The organism is Caulobacter sp. BE254, assembly GCF_031457295.1.
Lineage (GTDB): Bacteria > Pseudomonadota > Alphaproteobacteria > Caulobacterales > Caulobacteraceae > Caulobacter.
On record NZ_JAVDWJ010000012.1, the window covers coordinates 69,357 to 87,654 of the forward strand.

The window sequence follows — 18,298 nt, forward strand, 5'->3', positions numbered from 1 at the left end:
GTATGCGCGTGACCAGCCTGGCGTTCCAACTCGGCGATTGCGGCGGCCTGCGGATCGAGATCGCGGGCACGCGCGCGGTGCTGCGCCACTCCGGAGCCCTGTGGCTGGAGGCCGAGCGCACGATGGTCGTGGCCGACCTGCACTTCGAGAAGGGCAGCAGCTACGCCGCGCGCTTCGGCCAGATGCTGCCGCCCTACGACACCCGCGAGACCCTCGACCGGCTGGAGCGCGAGCTGGCCGCCCTGTCGCCCGCCACCCTGGTGTTCCTGGGCGACAGCTTCCACGACGGGGCCGGCGAGGATCGGCTGCCGGGCGAGGACCGGGCCCGCATCACCGCCCTGGCCCTGGGCCGCCGACTGGTCTGGGCGGTCGGCAACCATGACGAGGACGGCCCCCGCGCCCTGCCCGGCGACGTGGTCGACGAGGCCGAGATCGCCGGCCTGACCTTCCGCCACGAGCCCCTGCCCGGCGCACAGCCCGGCGAGGTGGCTGGCCACCTGCATCCGGCGGCCAAGGTGACCAGCGGCCGGGCCACGATCCGCCGGCGCTGCTTCGTCACCGATGGCGCGCGCCTGGTCCTGCCGGCCTTCGGGGCCTTCACCGGCGGGCTGAACATCCTGGACCAGGCCTTCGCCCCCCTGTTCGGCGGGCCGGCCCTGGCCGCCGCCCTGGGGCCCCGTCGGGTGCACGCGGTCGGCTGGAAGTCGTTGCGCCCGGACTGAGGTTCCGCGAGACGGATCACCCTTGCCGTCCGGGCGTTTGATCCCCGGGACGTTGGAAGGAGTATCGTCATGCGACCGATCCTGATCGGCGTCGGCGCCGTTCTGGTCCTGTCGGGCGCGCCCGCGGCCGCCCTGGCCGGAGAAGCCCCGGTCAAGACCGTGGCCAAGCTCGACGCCAAGGACCCGAAGTACGACACCGAAGCCTGCAAGGCCCTGCGCGCCAAGGCGATCGACTACGAAGAGCCCGGCCTGGTCAAAAAGGCGCTGAAGATGGGCGGCAATGCCGTCGTGCCGCTCGCCGGAACCGTGGCCTCGGCGGCCCTGGGCATGAAGCAGGACGGCAAGGCGGAAAAGCTGAGCAAGCAGGTGGCGGCGGCCTGCGTGTCCGACCCGCTCAACGAGGCGACCCCGCTGATCAACGCGCCGAAGGCCAAGACGGGGGCGGCCGTGATCGCGGTCCAGGCGCCGGTGGCCGATGTCGTCACGGGCACAGCGGTGAACGCAGCGGCGACCGAAACGGTGGCCGTCACCCAGTAGGCGTTTCTAAAGGTGGAGGGCTTGCTCCAGGGCGAAGGCCAGCGAGATGGCCGCTCCGGAGGTCAGCAGGGTGCGCAGGCGCGGGCGCCAGGCCGGACCCTCGTGGTTGGTCACGTCCCACAGCCATTGCAGGATGAAGACCAGCAGGAAGCCGGAAAGCTGCCAGGCCGGCTCGAACTTCAGTCCGCCCAGCAGCAGGCCGAAACCGGCCAGGGGAAACAGCAGGGACAGGCCCAGGGTCAGCCAGCGCGGACTGGCGCGCTCGATCTCCAGGCCGCAGCGTATGCCGCCCAGGTACGACATCATGGCCGTCGAATAGGCCAGCAGGCTGATCAGCGCCACCTGGCGCATGTCGATCGGGCCGTAGCAGAACAGCGCCGAGCAGACCACGAACGGAACCAGCGTCGCCAGGCCGCAGACCCATACGGCCAGAGGAACCGGCACGCGATCCTGCGGATGATCGGCCGCTGCTGCTTCGAACGCCATGCCTACTCCTTCGGGCGCGAATTCCGACGCACGCCCTTCCCCCCGGAAGGGACCGACTATTACCGAGGTCAGCCCATAGGTCCACGGACGATATTTGGCCACAGGACACAGCTTTTGAGCGAGCGCCATGGGACGCTCGCTCAAAAAGGCTTCGGAAGCTCGGCTTCAGGGGCTGGAAAGGCCGTCCGGATCAGCGCGCCCAAGCCGATAGGCGGCTCAGGGTCTCGCCGTCCAGGGCGCCGGAGCCCTGCAGGTTCTGGTCGCGCTGATAGGCGGCGATGGCCATCTGCAGGGCCGGCGAGGTGACGCCGTCCTGGGGCCCTTGATAGTAGCCCAGCTTGGACAGGGCGCGTTGAGCGGTGGCCAGGCCGGCGCTGGGCGCGGCGGCCGAGGCGACGGCCTGTACGGGCGCGGCCGCCTGGGAGCGGAAGCCGCTGGCCGAGCGTTCGGCGATCCGCTGGCCTTCGGCGGTCAGTTGGGCGCGCAGGGCCGTGGCTCGGGCGCGGGACGCCGTGTCGCCCGACCGCGCCGCGATCAGGTACCACTTGTAGGCCTCGGTCGGGTTCTGGCTGACGCCCCAACCGCCTTCATAGAGCTGGGCCAGGTTGAACTGGCTGTCGACGAGGCCCAGGTCCGACGCCTTGCGGAACCAGCTGGCGGCCTTGGTCGAGTTCCGTTCGCCGCCCTCGCCCTTGTAGTAGTAGAGGGCTAGGTTGTGCATGGCGCGGGCTTCGCCGGCCGTGGCGGCGCGCTCGGTCCAGCGGCGGGCCTCGACCAAGTTCTTCTTCACTCCGCCCTCGCCGACCTCGTACATCTTGGCCAGGTAGAACTGGGCGCGCGGCAGGCCCAGGTTGGCGGCCTTGCGCAGGCTTTCCAGCCCGGTGCGGTCCTTGGCCTCGATGCGGCGCACGCCGTCGTCGTAGAGAGCCTGGGCGTTTTCGCCGGGCGGCGTGACGGCGGCGGGCGCCGTATCGGGCGAGAGCGCCTCGACGGGGACCTGGGACGTCAGGGCCACAGCGGCCCGGGCGCTGGCCGGGCTGGTGTCGGTCTCGGCGGCGCGGATTTCACCGGCGGTCTTGGTCGACAGCCCCTGGGCCACGCGATCGGGCAGCGGGCCCGAACCATGGGCCGAGCTCATGATGTAGCCGGCGGCGCCGACCCCCATGAAGGCGGCGGTGGCCGAAACCATCAGGGCGGTCTTCACCGCGCCCTTCTTGGCCTTCTTCTCCGACTTCTTGGCGCCGAAGCCGGCGAACAGCGAGGTTCCGGCCTTCTTCGGCTTGTCCTTGCCCCTGGCGTCGCCGGACAGGGCGGCCTGGCGGGCGGCGGCCCGGGCCTGCTCGATCACCTCGCGGGTCGACAGCGGGCGCGACGGCGCGACCGGCTCCTCGGGGGCGGCGAAGTCGGACGTGGCGAACTCGGGAGTCGAAAAGTCGCCGTCGTACTCGGCTTCGGGCTCGAACGCCGTTTCCGGCTCCAGGGCCGAGACGAAGCCGTCGGCGGCCTCGAAATCCTCGTCGCCGAACTCCAGCGCCGGCGGTTCGCTGGCCGGGAAGGCCGGCGCCTCGAACACCGGGACCTCGAAGACAGCCGGCGCGGCCGTGCGGGCCGGCGTGGAGACCGGGGGCGGCGCGTGGGGCGGAATAAATGCGGCCGGCTGGTGGAAGACGTCCTCGGGAACGGCCTCGCCGCCGAACGAGAAGCGCTCGCCGTCGTCGTCGAACGGCGACAGCGCCGGGCGCGCGGGCGGCGGAGGCGTGGCGGCCGCCTGCTCGGCGGCCCGGCGGTGAGCCTCCGCCAGCTTGGTGTCGATCTTCTCGCGCGCTTCTTCCAGCAGGCGCGCGGTGCGCTCCTCGCTCTGGCGGATGCGGTCGACCAGCTCCTGCGAGGTGCGCTCGTGGCGCTGGTTCAGGCGGTCGGTGACGCGGGTGACCTGATCGCCGACGTCGTCGATGGCCAGGGCGTTGCGGCGCTCGGCGTTGCTGATCCGCTCGGCCAGTTTCTCGGTGATCCGGGCGATTTCCGTGCCCAGCTTCTCGAGGGCCTGGGCCTGGACGCTGTCGGCGCGGTTCAGCTTCTGGTCGATACTGGCGGCGACCTGCTCGATGGCGGCGGTGTTGCGGGCTTCCGAGGTCTGGACGCGGCGGTTCAGGGCGTCGGCCATGCCGACCACCTCGCGGCCCATGCGCTCGATGGCCTGGGCCGAGCGCTGCTCGGCGGCCTGCACGTGGGCGGTCATCTCGCCCAGCTTGCGTTCCATGCGGTCGAAGCGGCCGTCGGCGGATTCGCGCAGCTTGGCGGCCATCTCCAGACGGGCGGCCTCCATGCGCTGGGTCAGGCTGCCGGTCAGGTCGTCGAGGCGCTTCTGGACGCCCTCGTCCGGGTTGCTGCTCTCGACGGTCCGCAGGCGGCCGTCCAGGGCGCCGAACGAGGCGTTGAGCGCCTGCAGGGCTTCGGACGTGCGGGCCTCGGCGGCTTCCAGGCGCTGGCCCAGGCGAGCCACGACCTCTTCGACCAAGGCCGAGGGATCGCCGACGCCGGCGCCGGCCTGGCTGTCCAGGCGTTGTTCCAGGTGGGCGATGGTCTCGCGGGTGCGGGCCTCGCCTTCATAGAGGTGGCCGGCGACCTTGCCGAGCGCGCCTTCCAGGGCGCGCAGGGCCTCGGCCGAGCGCGGACCGACGGACTCGGCTTCGATGCGGCGCAACCGCTCGGCGGCGCGGGTCTGTTCGGACTTGATCTCGTCCACCGCGCCTTCGAAACGGGCGGCGACGGCGACCTGCTCGCGTTCGGCGGCGACCAGGCGCTGCAGCGCGCCGCGCACGGACTCGTCGATACCGGAAATGGCCTGGGCCGAACGCTTCTCGGCCGCCTCGATGCGGTCGGTCAGGCGATCCAGGGCGACGGCCACGCGGCCGACCTCGTCGGCGGGATGCTCGCGAGCCTCGATGCGCGACGGCGCGCCGCCGCGGGCGGTCTCGTAGTAGGAAGGATTGGCGCGGTCGTTATTGACCGCCAAGGAGGGACGGCCAGGCTCGCCGAAGGCTTCCAGGGACGCGGCGTCGAAGCCCTCGCCCTCGATGATCATGCGATTGAGCCATTCGCCCAACGTCATGCCGGAGCGACGCGCGAGGTCCTTGGCGACCTCCCGTGCCTTGGGGTCTATCCCCTTAACGCTCCATGGCGCCGCGGCCGTCATGCGAATCGTTCCCTCTGCACCTGGGAACCAACGCTAGTCACCGATTCCTAGCGTGTAAACGCGACCCATACCGCTACATATAGCAATGGTCTAGATTAACTGTGGATGGTTAACAGGCGCACCTTCCCAACGTGTGTACCTAAGATTCGGCTCCTTGTGGTTAATGAACGTTAACCATTTGCACGGCCGATTGTCGCAGGCCATGAGAGGCGCATGGACCTGCCCACGACCCTCGCCATCGCCGTCGCCGCCCTGCTGTTCGCCGTCTTCTGCGGCTGGCGCGGCGCGCGTCCGATCAATGTTTTAAAGGGTCCGCGCATGATGCCGTGGCGTCCGCTGATGGTGATCGGCGCCGTCGTGGCCCTGCTGATGGCGGCCCACGTCCTCAATCTGCTGGGGATGAAGACGGGCGACCCGCGCTACTAGGTCGCGGCCTTTTGGTCAGGCCGGAGACGCCGCCGGACGACAGCAGGCCGATATCGGCGAGCAGAAAAGGGATCGCCCACTTGTGAGGCGCGGCAATGTAGCGCGGCTGCCAGACCGGATCGTACTTGTCCTTGTAGCGGCGAACGCCCTGGAAATTGTAGATTTCCTCGCCGCGTTCGTAGAGCAGCCGGCCCACGCGCGACATGATCGGGGCCAGGGGACGGTCCTCGAGGCCGGCCAGGGGCGCGACGCCGAACTCGAACGCCTGGTAGCCCTGCTCCTTGCCCCAGCCCAGCAGCTCGACGAACAGGTAGTCCATGACGTTCTTGGGCGCGTCGTCGGAATAGCGCATCAGGTCCATCGAGAACGAGACCTTGTTGGCCGTGGTCCACAGGGTGGCGAAGGCCACGATCCGGTCCTCGACCCGCACCAGGGCGACCGGGAACTCGGCCACGTAGCGCTCGTCGAAGCCGCCCATCGAAAAGCTCTTTTCGCCGCCGGCGTGGTGGGCCAGCCAGGCGTCGGAGATCGCCTTCAGCTGCGGCATCACCGTGTGGACCTGGTCGGCGGGCAGGACCTCGAAGGCCGCCCCGCCCTCCCCGGCCTTGCGCCAATTGCGGCGCAGGACCTCGCGGCGGCGGCCGGCCAACGAGAACGCCTCCAGCGGCACCGCGGCGCTCTCGCCGGTCTTCTGGATGGCCAGGCCCAGGTCGACGCTGTCGGGCAGGTCGGCCGGCCCCAGAGCGTAGAAGCCGGCCCGGGCGGCGTGGGCGTCGGCCAGCTCGCGGAATCGCCAGAACAGCTCCATGCGCTCGTCGTCGCGACCGACCGGCGGGCCCATGGCGATCCACGAGCGGCCGCGCACCCCGAACATCAGGAAGCTCTCGCCCGAGGCCGAGAACAGGAAGCGCTTGTCGCCCAGCAGGGCCAGGTTGGACGGCGGCTCGGCGTTCTCGGCCTTGGCCAGGATGGCGCGGACCCGGTCGAACTCCGGGTCGGTGTCGTCGACCACCGGCGGCGTGGCCGGAGTGGCGATCAGCCGCCAGACGCCGATGGCCATCAGCACGATCGCGGCGGCGGCCGACGAGCGGATGGCCCGGGCCACTTCCCGGTCGCCGATCGTCTTCATCACCGACTGGTCGGCATATTCGGTGTGGGCGAAGGTCCACCAGCCGCATAGGGCCACCCCGACCAGGGCCGCGGCCGCCGACAGCAGCCAACCGGGGGTGATCTCCATCCGCGACAGGGCCGCCTTGCGGGGAAAGGCCTCGTGGAACGGCAGCATGGCCAGCATGATGGCCGTCAGGATGACGGTTTCTTCCCAGTTCAGGCCCTTGAACAAGGCCAGGATCGCCCCGCCCGCCAGGGTGAACAGCGCCGCCCACCAGGCCGCGTCCAGGCGCGAGCGCAGGCCGAAGGCCAGCAGCACCAGGACCAGGCCGAGGATCGACGAGACGAAGTGGCTGACCTCGATCAGCGGCCCCGGGGCCACGGCCACCCAGATCGCGAAACGGGTCGGCTCGGACGGTGTCGCGCCCGAGGCCAGCAGCAGGATCCCGGCGCAGGCCGCCAGGATGGCCGACAGCGTCGGCGCGACGGCGAGGAAGGCAGGCCTCAGTTGCGGCGCGGACATCTAGACCCCTGATCGGCGAATCCCGGCGGGACACGTCATCGGGGTCCTCTATAGCGCGGCTTGCCTTCAGCGGGCGCCCGTCGCGTGACGAACGACCGTTTGAATCAGCTTGCCCCCGCCGTTCCATGGCGTAGTCTGCCCGCCGACGACGCCGATAAGCGTCGCAAAACGATGCGGACGCGGTAGGGAGAACGGCCATGGCGGATTTCGGCGGCGGCGGCGACCTGGAGGCTTTCCGGGCCGAGACGCGGGCTTGGCTGGAGGCCAACTATCCCCCATCGCTGAACGCACCGATGAGCGAGGACGACGCGCCCTGGGGCGGCAAGCGCTTCCAGTGGAAGAACCCCGACGCCAAGCTGTGGCTGGACCGAATGGCCGAGCGCGGCTGGACCGCGCCGATGTGGCCCAAGGAATATGGCGGCGGTGGCCTGTCCAAGGCCGAGAACAAGGTGCTGGAGCAGGAGCTGCGCCGCCTGAAGGCCCGCCCCGCCTTGATGAGCTTCGGCGTCTGGATGCTGGGCCCGGTGCTGCTGGAATACGCCACGGAGGAACAGAAGCAGCGGTTCCTCCCCGAAATCGTGCGCGGCGAGACCCGCTGGTGCCAGGGCTATAGCGAGCCGGGCGCGGGCTCGGATCTCGCCTCACTCCAGACCAAGTGTGAAGACAAGGGCGACCACTGGCTGATCAACGGCCAGAAGGTGTGGACCAGCTATGCCGACCAAGCCGACTGGATCTTCTGCCTGGTGCGCACCGACACCACCAAGAAGCACGAAGGCATCTCGTTCGTGCTGTTCGACATGGCCTCGCCCGGCGTCGAGGCCCGGCCGATCAAGCTGATCAGCGGCTCCTCGCCGTTCTGCGAGACCTTCTTCGACAATGTGAAGGTCCCCAAGGACCAGCTGGTCGGCAAGGTCAACGGCGGCTGGGACATCGCCAAGCGGCTGCTCCAGTACGAGCGCCAGAACATCTCGGCCTCGGGCTTCGGCGGCGGCGGCGGGCTGGACCTGGTGGAGGCGGCCAAGACCGAGGTCGGCGTCGATGCTTCCGGCAAGCTGGCCGACGGCGACCTGCGGGCCCGCATCGCTCACCACCGCATGGACGCCCACGCCTTCATGCTGACCGTGCGCCGGGCCGAAGCCGAGTCCAAGCAGGGCTCGGGCCCCAGCGCCGCCGTCTCGATCATCAAGTACGCCGCCGCCAAGATGAACCAGGAGCGCACCGAGCTGCTGGTCGAGGCCCTGGGCCTGCAGGGCCTGGGCTGGGAGGGCGAAGGCTTCACCCAGGACGAACTGGCCGCGCCGCGCGCCATGCTGCGCGCCAAGGGGAACTCGATCGAGGGCGGCACCAGCGAGGTCAATCTCAACGTCGTCGCCAAGCGGGTGCTAGGCTTGCTGGATCACCAGTAGGGACGCCGAGGGACCATGATCGAGTTCTGGCCATGATCGAGTTCTGGTACGAGTTCGGCTCCACCTACAGCTACCCCGCCGCCATGCGAGTCGAGCGCCTGGCCCAGGCGGCCGGCGTGGCCGTGGCGTGGCGCCCCTTCCTGCTGGGGCCGCTGTTTCACGAGCAGCAGGGCCTGACCGACAGCCCCTTCAACGCCTTTCCGGTCAAGGGCGACTACATGTGGCGCGACCTGCAGCGGGTCTGCGACCTGGAAGGCCTGCCGCTGGTCCATCCCAGCCAGTTCCCGCGCAACGGGCTGCTGGCCGCCCGCGTGGCGATCTGCGGGTTGGAGGACGGCTGGACCCCGGCCTTCAGCCGCGCCGTCTACCAGGCCAATTTCGTCGACGACCAGGACATCTCCAAGGCCGAGGTGCTGGCCCCGCTGATCGCCTCGGTCGGGGCGGGTCCAGAGGAGGTCCTGGCCACCGCCGCGACCGATCCCGTCAAGAGCCGCCTGAAGGACCACGTCCGCCAGGCCCAGGAGCGCGGCCTGTTCGGCGCGCCCAGCTTCGTCACCGCCGACGGCGAGCTCTTCTGGGGCAATGACCGTCTCGAACAGGCCCTCGCCTGGGCCGTCCGCCATCAATCCCTGGAGCAAGCCTGACATGGCCGTCCTGACCGAAGAACAGACCATGCTGCGCGACGCCGCCAAAGGCTGGACGCAGGACAGCGCCCCCGTCGGCGCCTTGCGCAAGCTGCGCGACAGTGGCTCGAAGCAGAGCTTCGACCCAGCGGCGTGGCACGAAATGGGCGCCATGGGTTGGGCCGGGGTGATCGTGCCGGAGGAACACGACGGCTCGGCCTTCGGCTATCTGGGCCTGGGCCTGATCCTGGAGGAGACCGGCCGCAACCTGGTGGCCTCGCCCCTGCTGTCCACCGCCCTGGTCGCGGCCTCGTCCCTGGTCCTGGGCGGTTCGGACGCCCAGAAGGCCGCTTGGCTGCCGAAGATCGCCACTGGCGAGATCGTCGCCACCCTGGCGATCGACGAAGGCGCGCACCATGCGCCGCTGAACACAGCCCTGTCGGCGACGCCGTCGGGCGACGGCTTCGTCCTCAGCGGAACGAAGACCTTCGTCCTCGACGGCGACGCCGCCGACCTGCTGGTGGTCGCCGCCCGCACTTCGGGCGCGGCCGGCGACAGCGACGGGATCACCCTGTTCCTGGTCCCGGGCGACGCTCCGGGCGTCACCCGCACCCACCTGGCCCTGGTCGACAGCCGCGGCGCGGCCAGGATCGCTTTCGACGGCGTGCAAGTCGCCGCCGACGCGGTGCTGGGCGAGGTCGACAAGGGCTGGGCGATCCTCGAGCCGGTGCTCGACCGCGCCTATGCAGGCCTGGCCGCCGAGATGCTGGGCACGGCGACGGCGGCGTTCGAGATCACCCTGGACTACATCAAGACCCGCACCCAGTTCGGCCAGGTGATCGGAACCTTCCAGGCCCTGCAGCATCGCGCCGCCAAGCTGTTCACGGACCTGGAGACCACCCGCTCCTGCGTCGAGGCCGCCCTGGAAGCCGCCGACGCCCATTCTTCTTCAGGGGGCGCGGATACCCGCCTGCTGGCCTCCTTGGCCAAGGCCAAGGCCAGCGAAGTGCTGCACCTGGCCTCCAACGAGATGGTCCAGATGCATGGCGGCATCGGCATGACCGACGCCCATGACGCCGGCCTCTACATGAAGCGCGCCCGCGTAGCCGAGGCCCTGTTCGGTTCGGCCTCGTTCCATCGCGACCGCTACGCCAAGCTGTCGGGCTTCTAAGGCGCGTTGCGTCCTTCGAGGCTTCGCCTGCGGCTCGCACCTGAGGATGAGGAAGGCGAGCTGCTGTTGAATTCCTCATCCTGAGGAGTCCGCGCAGCGGGTCTCGAAGGACGCACGATGCTCCAACCTTCACTCTAGGAACCGCCCTCGCCCAGACCGGTTCTCCCCTCCTCCCCAGCGAGAAGGAAGAGCCGCCATGAGCACCGATCCCAACGACAAGGCCGCCGTCGAGAAACGCCTCTGGAAGGAGCTGGACGACGCGCGGTTCGGCATGCTGGGCCTGATGAACGCTCACCAGCACTTCCAGCCGATGACCGCCTTCGCCGAACCGGAGGGCGGCCAGGTCTGGTTCTTCACCAGGGAGGACACCGACCTCGCCAAGAGCGCAAGCGGAGGGGCCGAGGCCATGCTGATCGTCCAGTCGAAGGACCAGGAGTTCCAGGCCTGCATCGGCGGCGTTTTGTCCACCGCCCGCGACACCGCCCGAATCGACAAGTACTGGAATCCGATCGTCGCCACCTGGTTTCCGGACGGCAAGGACGATCCCGCCCTGACCCTGCTGCGGCTGGACGTTCGGGACGCCGAACTGTGGATCTCCAAGGGCGGCCCGGTGCGCTTCGCCTGGGAGGTGGCCAAGGCCAACCTGACCGACAGCCCGCCCGACCTGGGCGACAAGGCCCACGTCAAGCTGGCTTAGACGCCAGTGCGCTGGCGAGGCGGGCGCATCAAGGCCTCGTCAAGCGATGGCTGCTCATGGCTTTGACGAAGCTGGTCCGTCGGAAGTCTCGGCTTCCGCTGGCCGCCGGAATGACGGCGCTTCGATAAGCGAGCGATAGTGTACTCAGGACGACAAGAGAGACAGGATGGCGACGAGCTTCCAACTATTCCGGTAACGTCGGATAGGCGACCAACTTACTTTTGAGGGCTCTTGGCGCATCACATCTGTGTCGACTACTCGACAGCGCGGCGGCGACTTCCAACCTAGGTTTCTAATCCCTTCCGCCTACCGATGGTCGATTCGTTCGACGGGGCCGCCGCCACCTTGAAAAATCGTCTGCTTGCCGCCCTGCCGACGGAGGATTTCGGCCTGATCTCGCCCCACCTCGTCCAGCAGGAGCTGGAAAAGGGCCGTCATCTGTACGATCCGGGCGATCCGATCGAGGCCATCTATTTCCCGCATGATTGCGTCATCTCGCTGATGACCTTGATGGAGAACGGGGCGGCCATCGAGTCCGCGCCGATCGGCCGCGAAGGCGCCTTGGGTTTGATGGCCGCGGTGGCGCCGCGCCAGTCGCTGGTGCGGGCCATCATCCAGACCTCCGGCCAGGCCTCGCGGATCAGCGTCTCGGCCCTGCATGACGCCTGGACCCGCAGCCCTGCCCTGCGCGACCTCGTCGATCGCCATAACGAGGCGCTGTTCGGTCATGCGATCCAGTCGGTCGCCTGCAACGCGCTGCACGGCGTCGAGGCTCGGTTCTGCCGCTGGCTGCTGTCGTGCCGTGATCGCATCGAAGGCGACACCATCAGCCTGACCCAGGAATTCCTGGCCGACATGCTGGGCGTCCAGCGCACCACGGTCACGGCCGTTGCCGGTTCGCTGCAGGCCAAGGGCCTGATCCGCTATCGCCGGGGCGTGGTCGACATCCTCGACCGCGCCGGTCTCGAGGCCATCACCTGCGAGTGCTACGCCGCCGTGCGGCGTGGCTATGAGCGCCTGCTGCCGCTGCCGTTCGGCTGAAACGTCCCTAACGCCGCTTGCGGGTCGGGAACGGCGCGTGGGCCAGGCGCAGCAGGTTGGCCGCGCCCGGCGCGCCGAACGGGGTGCCCGCGACGATCAGCACGCGCTCGCCCGGACCGACCAGTTCCAGCTCGACCGCCTTGGCGACGGCGTCCGAGGTGACGACCTCCAGGCTGTCGGGCTGGCCGCTGACGCGGGCTTCCACGCCCCAGACCAGGCACATGCGGCGCACGGCGTTGATCTGCGGCGACAGGGCCAGCACCGGCTGCAGCGGCCGCTCGCGCGACAGGCGGCGGGCGGTGGCGCCGGTGGTGGTGAAGGCCACCAGGCACTTGGTCGAGCCGGCCTTGGCGGCCTGGGCGGCGGCGACCACCAGGACATCGGCGTCCTCGTCGTTGTGCGGCTGCTCGGCCTGCATCAGCTCGGGCCAGCGCGGATCGCGCTCCACCCGCTCGATGATGCGGCTCATCATCGTCACGGCCTCTTCCGGATATTCGCCCGCCGCGCTCTCGGCCGACAGCATGACCGCATCCGCGCCCTCGTAGACGGCGTTGGCGACGTCCGAGGCCTCGGCCCGGGTCGGGGTCGGCGAGTTGGTCATCGATTCCAGCATCTGGGTGGCGACGATCACCGGGATGCCGCGCTCGCGGGCGGCGCGCAGGATGACCTTCTGGGCCACCGGCACCTCTTCCGGAGCCATCTCGACGCCCAGGTCGCCGCGGGCGACCATCACGCCGTCGCAGAGGTCGAGGATCGGGCCCAGCACTTCCAGCGCCTGGGGCTTCTCGATCTTGGCCAGCACGGCGGCGCGGCCTTCGACGATGCGGCGCAGCTCGGCCATGTCTTCGGGGGCCTGCACGAACGACAGGGCGATCCAGTCGACGCCCAGGCGCAGGGCGAAGGCCAGGTCCTCGCGGTCCTTCGGCGTCAGCGGCGACATCGGGATCACCACGTCGGGCACGGCCACGCCCTTGCGCTCCGACAGCTTGCCGCCGTTGACCACCGTGGTGTTGGCGTAGCCGGGGCCGGCGTCGGTCACGGTCATCCGCAGCTTGCCGTCATCCAGCAGCAGCGTCGCGCCTGGGCGCATGGCCACCAGGATCTCGGGGTGCGGCAGGTGCACCCGGGTCGCGTCGCCGGGCGTCGGGTCATTGTCGAACCGGAACGCCTGGCCGGCCTTCAGGGTGACCGGACCGTCAGCGAACTTGCCCACGCGCAGCTTCGGCCCCTGCAGGTCGGCCAGGATGCCCAGCGGCCGTCCGACCACCGCCTCGGCCGCGCGAATGGCGTTGTAGGCGGCGGCGTGGTTGTCGTGGCTGCCATGGCTGAAGTTCAGGCGGAAGACGTCGGCCCCGGCCTTGGCGAGGGTGACGATCATCTCCGGCGAGCTGCTGGCCGGGCCGATGGTGGCGACGATGCGGGAGCGGCGCGCGCGGATCATGAACCTGCTCCGGAGAGGCTAGAAAATGCTGCAATGCGGCAATATATACCGCACAGCGGAAAGGATTTGCTCTTGGCGAACGTCATTCTCGACTTTCACGCCTGACAACGTTGTCTAGCGGCCCGAGGCTGGATTCGCCATTGCTGACTTAGCGTCAACGCCGAAGCCTTTCCACCTCCATCGAAAAAATGGGCGCGAAAGGCTTGGGATTCCGAACGCTTGAAGCGCGCTTCGGATCAGAGAAACCTGATCTAGCCGACCGGTCCGGTGGATTCGCGGACCACCAGTTCGAAATCCAGCAGGCGCGACGGCGGCGCCTCGCCTTCCGTCCGGGTCGCGCCGGTCAGCAGCAGATCGGCCGCCGCCGCCGCCATGGCCTGGATGGGCTGGCGCACGGTGGTCAGCTGCGGCCAGACCACCTTGGCGCCGGGCGTGTCGTCGAAACCCGCCACCGACAGGGTCTGGGGCACCTCCAGGCGCAGGCGGTTGGCGACCGCCATCACGCCCAGGGCCATGTCGTCGTTGGAGGCGAAGATCGCGGTCGGGCGGTCGGGACGGTCCAGCAGCCGCTCGGCCGCCTCGAAGCCCGAGCGGAACGAGAACCAGCCCTGCTCGACATGGTCCTCGCGCACGGGGCGACCATGCTCCTTCATCGCGGTCACGTAGCCTTCGTAACGCAGGTGCGAGGCGCCGTGCTCGGGGTGGCCCTTGATGAAGCCGATGTCGGTGTGGCCCAGGCTGATCAGGTGGGCGGTCATCTCGTAGGCGGCGCGCACGTCGTCCATGCGCACATGGGCCGAACGCTCCAGGTCCTGGTCCGGCGACAGCCGCACATAGGGCACGCCCTCGGCTTCCAGCACGTCCAGCACCGCGACGTTGTCGCAGACCGGCGGGGTCAGGATCACGCCGTCCATGCGCAGGGTGTGCAGCATCGGCTCCACCTGGGCGGCCACGTCGCCCTCGGAGTCGAGCGGTTCGACGATCAGGTGATAGCCCTCCTCGCGGCAGCGGGCGATCGCTCCCAGCTGCACGTCGGTGACGTAGGCAGGGCTGGGGTTGTCGAAGAACACGCCGATCAGATAGGCCTTCGAGCCCGCCAGGCTGCGGGCCGAGATGTTGGGCCGATAGTTCAGGGCCGCCACGGCTTCCTGGACCCGCGTGCGGGTGTCGGTCTTCACGTTCGGCTCGCGGTTCAGCACCCGCGAAACGGTCTTGATCGATACGCCCGACAGACGGGCGACCTCGTGGATCGTAACCTTGGAACTCAAGACCGGCCTCGCGAAGCGTCGGAAATCGACAAGCGACGCAATAAAGGCATGACAACCTTGTCAAGGCGAGCCCACTTCCAGTGGAAATCTCGCCTCGCAGGATGGGAAGCCGCGCTCGCGGGGAGAAAGCCCTACGAAATGGCGGCCTTGCCGTCCGGGGTCATGGCCACGGCCGCGCCGATCAGGGCGGTGTGGGGGTTCATCACCACGTGGGTGGGGATGGCGCGGGTGTAGTCGCTGAGCCGGCCCTTCGACTCGAATCGGCTGCGGAACTCGCCCTGCTCCAGGAGATCGACGATCCGGGGCGCGATGCCGCCGGCGATGAACACCCCGCCCCGCGCGCCCAGCGCCATGGCCAGGTCGCCGGCCGCCGAGCCGAGGATGGCGCAGAACCGGTCGATCGTGACCTTGCAGCACTCGTCGCCGGCCACGCCGTGCTCGGTGATCTGCTTGGCGGTCAGTTCGTCGGCCTTTCGGCCTTCGACCTCGGCCAGGATGAGGTGCAGGTCCTCCATGCCGGGGCCCGACAGGATGCGTTCGATCGAGCAGCGGCCGAAGCGCTTGTTCAGCGCCCGGAGGATCTCGATCTCGACGTCGTCGAACGGCGCGAAGGCGATGTGGCCGCCCTCGGTGGTCAGGGGCGTCTCGACGCCGTGCCGGCGCACCATGCCCGCGGCGCCGAAGCCGGTGCCTGGGCCGATGATCGCCAGGTCGCCCTCGCCCGAGGTCTGCAGGGGACCGATCTGGCGCAGGTCCTTGGGCGCCAGGCGCGGGGCGGCCAGGGCCTGGGCGGTGAAGTCGTTGATCAGCCGGGCCGTACGGAAGCCGCCGGCCCGGCGCAGGCTGTCCTCCGACAGCTTCCAGTCGCTGTTGGTGAACTGCACCGCGCCATGCTCGATCGGACCGGCGACCGCGACCACCGCCTGGTCCGGATGGCGCACGCCCATCTTGTCCAGATAGGCCTCGACGGCGTCCTCGGCCTGGCCGTAGTCCTCGCCCTTGTACGAGGTCGGCTCGATCAGCTTGGGGTCGACCCCATCGAAATCGACCAGGGCGAACCGCGCGTTGGTTCCGCCGATGTCGCCGACCAGGCCTAGTCCGATGGAGTTCAAGCCGCTCATATCCGTCATTTCCTAAGCAAACAGCACCGATGCGCCGTGGTCGGAAGCGCCGACCCCCGAACGCAACAGGCCGAAGAGTTCCCGTCCAAAGCCCGGCTTGGACGCCGGGACTTGCGCCGGCGTGCGGGCGCGCAGGGTCGCCTCGTCCACCAGGATTTTCAGTTCGCCCGTGTGGGCGTTCAGCGAGATGACGTCGCCATCCTCGACATAGGCCAGGGCCCCGCCCTTGGCGGCTTCCGGCGTGATGTGGATGGCCGCCGGGGTCTTGCCCGAGGCGCCCGACATCCGGCCGTCGGTGACCAGGGCCACCTTGAAGCCGCGGTCCAGCAGCACCGAGATCGACGGCGACAGGTTGTGCAGCTCGGGCATGCCGTTGGCCGACGGGCCCTGGAAGCGGACCACCACCACCACGTCGCGGTCCAGCTCACCGCGCTTGAACGCGGCGATGAAGTCTTCCTGCTCCTGGAACACGGCGGCCGGGGCGGTGATCACCTGGTGCTCGGGCTTGACGGCCGAGACCTTGATCACCCCACGGCCCAGATTGCCGGTCAGCAGGCGCAGGCCGCCTTCCGGGCTGAACGGGTCGGAGGCCGGACGCAGGACGTTGAGGTCCAGCGACTCTTCCGCGCCCTCGCGCCAGGCCAGCTCGCCGTCGACCAGGATCGGCTCCTGGGTGTAGCGCGACAGGCCGGGGCCGGCGACGGTCAGCACGTCCTCGTGGGCCAGGCCGGCCTTCAGCAGTTCCTTGACCACGAAATGGATGCCGCCGGCGGCGTGGAAGTGGTTCACGTCGGCCGAGCCGTTCGGATAGACCTTGGCCAGCAGAGGCGTGGCCTTGGAGATGTCGTCCAGGTCTTCCAGGGTCAGGATGATGCCGGCCGCATGGGCCATGGCCACCAGGTGCAGGGCCAGGTTGGTCGAGCCGCCGGTGGCCATCAGGCCTACGACGCCGTTAACCACGGCCTTCTCGTCGATCACCCGGCCGACCGGGATCCAGTCGTTGCCCTTGTGGGTGATGGCGGCGACGCGCTTGGCCGCCTCCTTGACCAGGGCGGTGCGCAACGGGGTGTTGGGATGCACGAAGGCCGAACCCGGCAGGTGCAGACCCATCAGCTCCATCAGCATCTGGTTGGTGTTGGCCGTGCCGTAGAAGGTGCAGGTGCCGGGGCCGTGATAGCTGGCGCTCTCGGCGGCCAGCAGCTCCTCGCGGCCGACCTTGCCCTCGGCGTAGAGGGCGCGGATGCGGGCCTTTTCCGAATTGGGCAGGCCCGAGGTCATCGGCCCTGCCGGCACGAACATCGCCGGCAGATGGCTGAAGGTCAGGGCCCCGATCAACAGGCCCGGCACGATCTTGTCGCAGACACCCAGGTACAGCGCGCCATCGAAGGCGTCGTGGGTCAGGGCGATGCCCGTGGCCATGGCGATCACGTCGCGCGAGAACAGCGACAGCTCCATGCCCGGACGGCCTTGAGTCACGCCGTCGCACATGGCCGGCACGCCGCCGGCGAACTGGGCCGTGGCCCCGACCTCGCGCGCCGCGTCCTTGATCAGCGCCGGATACTCCTCCAGCGGCTGGTGGGCCGACAGCATGTCGTTATAGGCCGAGACGATGCCCAGGTTGGGGGCGTTGACGTCCAGGGCGCGGACCTTGTCCACCGCCGGCGAGGCGGCGAAGGCGTGGGCCCAGTTGGCGCAGCTGAGCTTGGCCCGGCCCGGCTGGGCGGCGGCGGCGGCGTCGAGATTGGCCAGATAGGTCGCGCGGCTGTCGCGGCTGCGTTCGATGATCCGCGCGGTGACTTCAGCGATGACGGGGTTCAAGGCCATGGGGATTACTCCGCCCAGAGGATACGGACCGGGGCGCGGTCCTGGTTCAGAATCGCGGCGATCGGCAAGCCTTGATCGACCGGACCTTCAAGCAACGTCTTCTTGGCGCCGCCGGTGACCAGCAGCACGATCAGCGACGACTGGATCAACGCCTGAAAGGTCAAGCTGATCCGGGGCAGGTCCGGCGCGGGCTGGCCGGGCGGCACGGCGATCACCGTGCGCTCGGACCCGGGGTCAAGGCCTTCCGCCAGCTTCGGGTTGCCGGGGAACAGCGACGCGAAGTGGCCGTCCGGCCCGACGCCCAGCAGGGTCACGCCGAACGGCAGCGCCCCTGCGACGCCGGCCTCGGCCTTGGCTGCGACCGCGTCCTGGGGCACGCCGTCGAAATAGAGCGGCGCGAAGCCGGCCTTGGCCGCCTCCCCTTGCAGGAGGTGGCGGCGAACCAGGCCCTCGTTGCTGCTGGGGTCGGACGGCGGCACGAAGCGCTCGTCGGTCAGGGTGACCACGACCTTGTCCCACGGGACGGTCATCGTCGCCAGTCGGTCATAGACCGGGGCGGGCGTCGAGCCGCCGGTGGCGGCGAACCCGGCCTGGCCGCGCTTGGCCACCGCGTCGGTCAGGGCCGAGGCGACGACCGAGGCGGCGGCGTCGTACAGCGCTTCGCGGGTGGCGAAGGCCTCGATCTTGGGAAGGACCATGGTCGTCA

Annotated in this window: 16 protein-coding genes; 8 read left to right on the top strand and 8 right to left on the bottom strand. The window is 69.4% G+C overall.

Going from position 1 to position 18,298, the window contains the following annotated elements:
- Positions 1-2: 2 nt before the first annotated feature.
- Both pdeM and J2X41_RS19245 read left to right on the top strand, forming a co-directional pair.
- Entirely contained in the window at positions 3-722 is a 720-nt protein-coding gene (gene pdeM, locus J2X41_RS19240) for a ligase-associated DNA damage response endonuclease PdeM (RefSeq protein WP_310084469.1), read from the top strand.
- Positions 723-791: 69 nt separating this feature from the next.
- Entirely contained in the window at positions 792-1,259 is a 468-nt protein-coding gene (locus tag J2X41_RS19245) for a hypothetical protein (RefSeq protein WP_310084472.1), read from the top strand.
- A 6-nt stretch (positions 1,260-1,265) separates the two neighbouring features.
- On the opposite strand, the gene J2X41_RS19250 is transcribed toward J2X41_RS19245, so the two are convergent.
- Together J2X41_RS19250 and J2X41_RS19255 are read right to left on the bottom strand one after the other, a co-directional pair.
- Positions 1,266-1,745 carry a DUF3429 domain-containing protein gene (locus J2X41_RS19250; RefSeq protein ID WP_028040308.1) on the bottom strand — a complete coding sequence of 160 codons (480 nt, stop codon included), beginning with the start codon at positions 1,743-1,745 and terminating at the stop codon, positions 1,266-1,268.
- A 190-nt stretch (positions 1,746-1,935) separates the two neighbouring features.
- A complete protein-coding gene (locus tag J2X41_RS19255) occupies positions 1,936-4,857 on the bottom strand; it encodes a peptidoglycan-binding protein (RefSeq protein WP_310084475.1) in 2,922 nt (973 codons plus the stop codon).
- 297 nt (positions 4,858-5,154) lie between these two features.
- On the opposite strand from J2X41_RS19255, the gene J2X41_RS19260 reads away from it, so the two are divergent.
- Entirely contained in the window at positions 5,155-5,367 is a 213-nt protein-coding gene (locus tag J2X41_RS19260) for a hypothetical protein (protein ID WP_310084476.1), read from the top strand.
- On the opposite strand, the gene J2X41_RS19265 is transcribed toward J2X41_RS19260, so the two are convergent.
- A complete protein-coding gene (locus tag J2X41_RS19265) occupies positions 5,327-7,000 on the bottom strand; it encodes a bifunctional lysylphosphatidylglycerol flippase/synthetase MprF (RefSeq protein ID WP_310084479.1) in 1,674 nt (557 codons plus the stop codon). The two genes, J2X41_RS19260 and J2X41_RS19265, sit on opposite strands and share 41 nt — an antisense overlap.
- A gap of 197 nt (positions 7,001-7,197) precedes the next feature.
- Between J2X41_RS19265 and J2X41_RS19270 the strand changes: the two genes are divergently transcribed.
- The 5 genes from J2X41_RS19270 to J2X41_RS19290 all read left to right on the top strand — a co-directional run bounded on the left by J2X41_RS19270 (position 7,198) and on the right by J2X41_RS19290 (position 11,938).
- A complete protein-coding gene (locus J2X41_RS19270) occupies positions 7,198-8,406 on the top strand; it encodes an acyl-CoA dehydrogenase family protein (RefSeq protein WP_310084481.1) in 1,209 nt (402 codons plus the stop codon).
- 32 nt (positions 8,407-8,438) lie between these two features.
- On the top strand, positions 8,439-9,050 hold the full coding sequence (locus J2X41_RS19275) for a 2-hydroxychromene-2-carboxylate isomerase (protein ID WP_310084483.1): 612 nt from the start codon (positions 8,439-8,441) through the stop codon (positions 9,048-9,050).
- Between the two features lies 1 nt (position 9,051).
- On the top strand, positions 9,052-10,200 hold the full coding sequence (locus J2X41_RS19280; protein ID WP_310084486.1) for an acyl-CoA dehydrogenase family protein: 1,149 nt from the start codon (positions 9,052-9,054) through the stop codon (positions 10,198-10,200).
- 196 nt (positions 10,201-10,396) lie between these two features.
- Positions 10,397-10,897, top strand: coding sequence for a pyridoxamine 5'-phosphate oxidase family protein (locus tag J2X41_RS19285; protein ID WP_310084489.1), 501 nt, complete (start codon positions 10,397-10,399; stop codon positions 10,895-10,897).
- 345 nt (positions 10,898-11,242) lie between these two features.
- Entirely contained in the window at positions 11,243-11,938 is a 696-nt protein-coding gene (locus J2X41_RS19290) for a Crp/Fnr family transcriptional regulator (RefSeq protein ID WP_310084492.1), read from the top strand.
- A 7-nt stretch (positions 11,939-11,945) separates the two neighbouring features.
- On the opposite strand, the gene pyk is transcribed toward J2X41_RS19290, so the two are convergent.
- The 5 genes from pyk to pgl all read right to left on the bottom strand — a co-directional run bounded on the left by pyk (position 11,946) and on the right by pgl (position 18,290).
- Positions 11,946-13,379 carry a pyruvate kinase gene (gene pyk, locus J2X41_RS19295; RefSeq protein ID WP_310084495.1) on the bottom strand — a complete coding sequence of 478 codons (1,434 nt, stop codon included), beginning with the start codon at positions 13,377-13,379 and terminating at the stop codon, positions 11,946-11,948.
- Positions 13,380-13,630: 251 nt separating this feature from the next.
- A complete protein-coding gene (locus J2X41_RS19300) occupies positions 13,631-14,647 on the bottom strand; it encodes a LacI family DNA-binding transcriptional regulator (protein WP_310084499.1) in 1,017 nt (338 codons plus the stop codon).
- A 131-nt stretch (positions 14,648-14,778) separates the two neighbouring features.
- Positions 14,779-15,768, bottom strand: a complete 990-nt coding sequence (gene glk, locus J2X41_RS19305; RefSeq protein WP_310084503.1) for a glucokinase — start codon at positions 15,766-15,768, stop codon at positions 14,779-14,781.
- 12 nt (positions 15,769-15,780) lie between these two features.
- A complete protein-coding gene (gene edd / locus J2X41_RS19310; RefSeq protein WP_310084506.1) occupies positions 15,781-17,592 on the bottom strand; it encodes a phosphogluconate dehydratase in 1,812 nt (603 codons plus the stop codon).
- 5 nt (positions 17,593-17,597) lie between these two features.
- Positions 17,598-18,290, bottom strand: a complete 693-nt coding sequence (pgl, locus tag J2X41_RS19315) for a 6-phosphogluconolactonase (RefSeq protein ID WP_310084715.1) — start codon at positions 18,288-18,290, stop codon at positions 17,598-17,600.
- Between the last annotated feature and the right edge of the window lie 8 nt (positions 18,291-18,298).

Coding starts and splice junctions, on each gene's coding strand:
- J2X41_RS19250 (WP_028040308.1), bottom strand. CDS start 1,745: ATGGCGTTCGAAGCAGCAGCGGCCGATCATCCGCAGGATCGCGTGCCG.
- J2X41_RS19275 (WP_310084483.1), top strand. CDS start 8,439: ATGATCGAGTTCTGGTACGAGTTCGGCTCCACCTACAGCTACCCCGCC.
- edd (WP_310084506.1), bottom strand. CDS start 17,592: ATGGCCTTGAACCCCGTCATCGCTGAAGTCACCGCGCGGATCATCGAA.
- J2X41_RS19280 (WP_310084486.1), top strand. CDS start 9,052: ATGGCCGTCCTGACCGAAGAACAGACCATGCTGCGCGACGCCGCCAAA.
- J2X41_RS19245 (WP_310084472.1), top strand. CDS start 792: ATGCGACCGATCCTGATCGGCGTCGGCGCCGTTCTGGTCCTGTCGGGC.
- pdeM (WP_310084469.1), top strand. CDS start 3: ATGCGCGTGACCAGCCTGGCGTTCCAACTCGGCGATTGCGGCGGCCTG.
- pyk (WP_310084495.1), bottom strand. CDS start 13,379: ATGATCCGCGCGCGCCGCTCCCGCATCGTCGCCACCATCGGCCCGGCC.
- glk (WP_310084503.1), bottom strand. CDS start 15,768: ATGAGCGGCTTGAACTCCATCGGACTAGGCCTGGTCGGCGACATCGGC.
- J2X41_RS19260 (WP_310084476.1), top strand. CDS start 5,155: ATGGACCTGCCCACGACCCTCGCCATCGCCGTCGCCGCCCTGCTGTTC.
- pgl (WP_310084715.1), bottom strand. CDS start 18,290: ATGGTCCTTCCCAAGATCGAGGCCTTCGCCACCCGCGAAGCGCTGTAC.
- J2X41_RS19270 (WP_310084481.1), top strand. CDS start 7,198: ATGGCGGATTTCGGCGGCGGCGGCGACCTGGAGGCTTTCCGGGCCGAG.
- J2X41_RS19265 (WP_310084479.1), bottom strand. CDS start 7,000: ATGTCCGCGCCGCAACTGAGGCCTGCCTTCCTCGCCGTCGCGCCGACG.
- J2X41_RS19285 (WP_310084489.1), top strand. CDS start 10,397: ATGAGCACCGATCCCAACGACAAGGCCGCCGTCGAGAAACGCCTCTGG.
- J2X41_RS19255 (WP_310084475.1), bottom strand. CDS start 4,857: ATGACGTTGGGCGAATGGCTCAATCGCATGATCATCGAGGGCGAGGGC.